The organism is Lentzea sp. (assembly GCF_035525475.1).
Lineage (GTDB): Bacteria > Actinomycetota > Actinomycetes > Mycobacteriales > Pseudonocardiaceae > Lentzea.
The window spans coordinates 1-2,629 of the sequence record NZ_DATLEC010000014.1 but is presented as its reverse complement, the minus strand read 5'-3'; the positions used below and the strand labels follow the sequence as shown (position 1 = coordinate 2,629).

The 2,629-nt window shown below is 71.4% G+C and carries 3 protein-coding genes; 2 read left to right on the top strand and 1 reads right to left on the bottom strand.

Annotation, left to right across the window (positions count from 1 at the left end):
• Positions 1 to 592, top strand: a 592-nt coding sequence (locus VM306_RS01815) for a cobalamin-dependent protein (RefSeq protein ID WP_325510426.1), incomplete at its 5' end; no start/stop codon positions are given.
• Positions 589 to 1,569: a methylmalonyl Co-A mutase-associated GTPase MeaB gene (gene meaB / locus VM306_RS01810; RefSeq protein WP_325510425.1), complete on the top strand. Its 981-nt coding sequence runs from the start codon at positions 589 to 591 to the stop codon at positions 1,567 to 1,569. The genes VM306_RS01815 and meaB, both read left to right, overlap by 4 nt.
• A 170-nt stretch (positions 1,570 to 1,739) precedes the next feature.
• Here the strand turns inward: meaB and VM306_RS01805 are convergent.
• A partial coding sequence (locus VM306_RS01805) for a CocE/NonD family hydrolase (protein WP_325510424.1) occupies positions 1,740 to 2,629 on the bottom strand: 890 nt, incomplete at its 5' end.

The following is a 2,629-nucleotide window of genomic DNA, read 5'->3' as shown; positions in this document are numbered from 1 at the left end:
GGTCGCGATCGACGCCGCCCGGGCTCAGGCCACCGTCGGCGAGATCTCCGACGCCCTGGAGAAGGTGTACGGCCGCTACTCCGGCACGATCCGTACGATCAGTGGGGTGTACCGCGCCGAGTCCGGCCCGAACCCGAAGGTTGCCGAGGTTCGTGAGGCTGCGTCAGAATTCGAGCAGGCGCACGGGCGCCGCCCGCGCATCCTCGTCGCCAAGATGGGCCAGGACGGGCATGACCGCGGCCAGAAGGTGATCGCGTCGGCGTTCGCCGACCTTGGCTTCGACGTCGACGTCGGCCCGTTGTTCCAGACCCCCGAGGAGGTCGCGCGGCAGGCGATCGAGGCCGACGTGCACATCATCGGCGTCTCCTCGCTGGCAGCGGGGCACCTCATCCTGGTGCCGGCCCTGCGGCAGGTCCTGGAGGAGTCGGGCCGCGCGGACATCATGGTCGTGGTGGGTGGCGTGATCCCGCCACAGGACTTCGACGAGCTGCGCTCGCTGGGTGCCGCGGCGATCTTCACCCCCGGCACCGTGATCCCGGACGCCGCCCTCGAGCTCATCCAGGCGCTGACCGCGGCAGCCGACGCGGCGTGAGGGTGGACGTCGGTGACCTCGCCGACAAGGTCAAGGCCGGCGACCGCGCGGCCGTCGGGCGCGCGATCACGCTGGTGGAATCCACCCGCGCCGATCACCGCAAGCTGGCGGGGGAACTGCTCGACGTGCTCACCCCGCACGGGCAGGACGCGCGCCGCATCGGGATCACCGGCGTGCCCGGCGTGGGCAAGTCGACCTTCATCGACTCCCTCGGCACCTGGCTGACCGGGCAGGGCCACCGGGTGGCGGTGGTTGCCGTCGACCCGTCCTCCCAGCGCAGCGGGGGCTCGATCCTGGGCGACAAGACGCGGATGGCGCGCCTGGCGGTGGACGATGCCGCGTTCATCCGTGCCTCCCCCACCGCGGGCACCCTGGGCGGCGTCGCCCGGGCCACCCGCTCGGCGATGGTGGTGCTGGCCGCGGCTGGCTACGACGTGATCCTGGTCGAGACGGTCGGCGTCGGGCAGTCCGAGACGACCGTCGCGCAGATGACCGACAGCTTCCTGCTGCTCGCGCTGGCCCGCACCGGTGACCAGCTCCAGGGGATCAAGAAGGGCGTACTCGAGCTCGCGGACGTGATCGCGGTGAACAAGGCCGACGGGTCGCACGAGATCGAGGCCAAGCGCGCCGCGCGTGAACTCGACGGCGCGCTGCGGCTGATGGGCACCAACGAGACCGGCTGGAACGCTCCGGTCCTAACCTGCTCGGGCCTTCACGACACCGGCCTCGACGCGGTCTGGGAGGGCCTGGAGGCCCACCTCAAGCATCTGCAGACCAGCGGCCGCTTCGAGCGGATGCGCGCCGAGCAGCAGGTCGCCTGGATGTGGGCGACCGTGCGCGACGACCTGGACTCCCGGCTGCGGTCGTCCGAATCCGTCCAGGCCCTCCGCGCCGAGCTGGAGGCCGCCGTGCGCGCCGGCGAGCTGTCCCCCGTGCACGCCGCGGACCGCATCGTCGCGGCCTTCCTCCAGCCTTAGCCCGCATGCGAGCGGAGCCGCCGCTCGGAGCGAAGGACGTCGGCGACGTAGGGAGCGAGTTACCCACGGGCGTCAGCCCGTGCGGTGCTCGCGACCGAAGGAGCTCGGCGTCCGCAGCGGAGGCGGCAGCTCCGCGAGCGCGACGCGCGCGGAGCGCGCCAATGTGTCCGTCAGCCGCGGTAGAACGGCATGTCGAACGTGGAGCCGTCCTTGCCCGCGAAGATCGTCACGGTCGACCCGGGGGCCGCGACCGGCTCGATGTGCTGCAGGTCCCCGCTGCTGATCGTGATCCGGAACGCGTGCCCGGACGCCAGCCGCCAGTGCGTGGGCCACAGCTCGACGGTGTAGTCCGCCGGTTGCCCCGGACTCACCGGGACCGCGGAGCCGTGGCCGAAGCGGTGGCTGGCCCGCAACCAGCCTGTCGTGATCACCGTGGACGTGCCGTCCGGGCCGACGTCCTCCAGCCGGACCACGAGCACGCCGTCCGGGGTGGAGAACGCCGCCTTGATGTGCGCCACCGGGGCACCGGCGATGACCACGCTGCCGTTGGTCGGGCCGCCGTTGAACTGGACTCGCTGGCCGTCCTGGAGGGTCTGGTTGTTGAACGGGTACTCGGTGGAGTTGTAGGCGCCGTGCTCGAGGCAGCCGCAGCCGTTGTCGAACGGGTTCGCGCTGTAGGTGAACTGGGAGGCGACCGCACTGCCCTGCGGGCCGGCCAGCGCCAGCACGCTCGGCTTGCCGGTCGGGTAGTTGTTCATCTCGAACCAGCCTCCGGTGCCGCGTGGCATCTCCCAGCTGGTCACCTTCGAGCCCGGCAGCGGGGCGTCCTGACGCTCCATCAGGATGTGGTCGAAGAAGGCCAGCATTCCGTGCTGCGCCGCGTCGAACTGCGGCACGCCGGGGAGGAACTCGCCGTGCGCACCCGGCAGCATCAGCAGGTAGCTCTGGTCCCTCGTGCCGAGGAAGTTGCGCACCGTGCCCTCGGCGAACAGGTCGTTCCAGCCGCCGATGTGCAGGATCGGGATCTTCGTCTTGTTGGCCGCGGCGATGTCGACCGCCA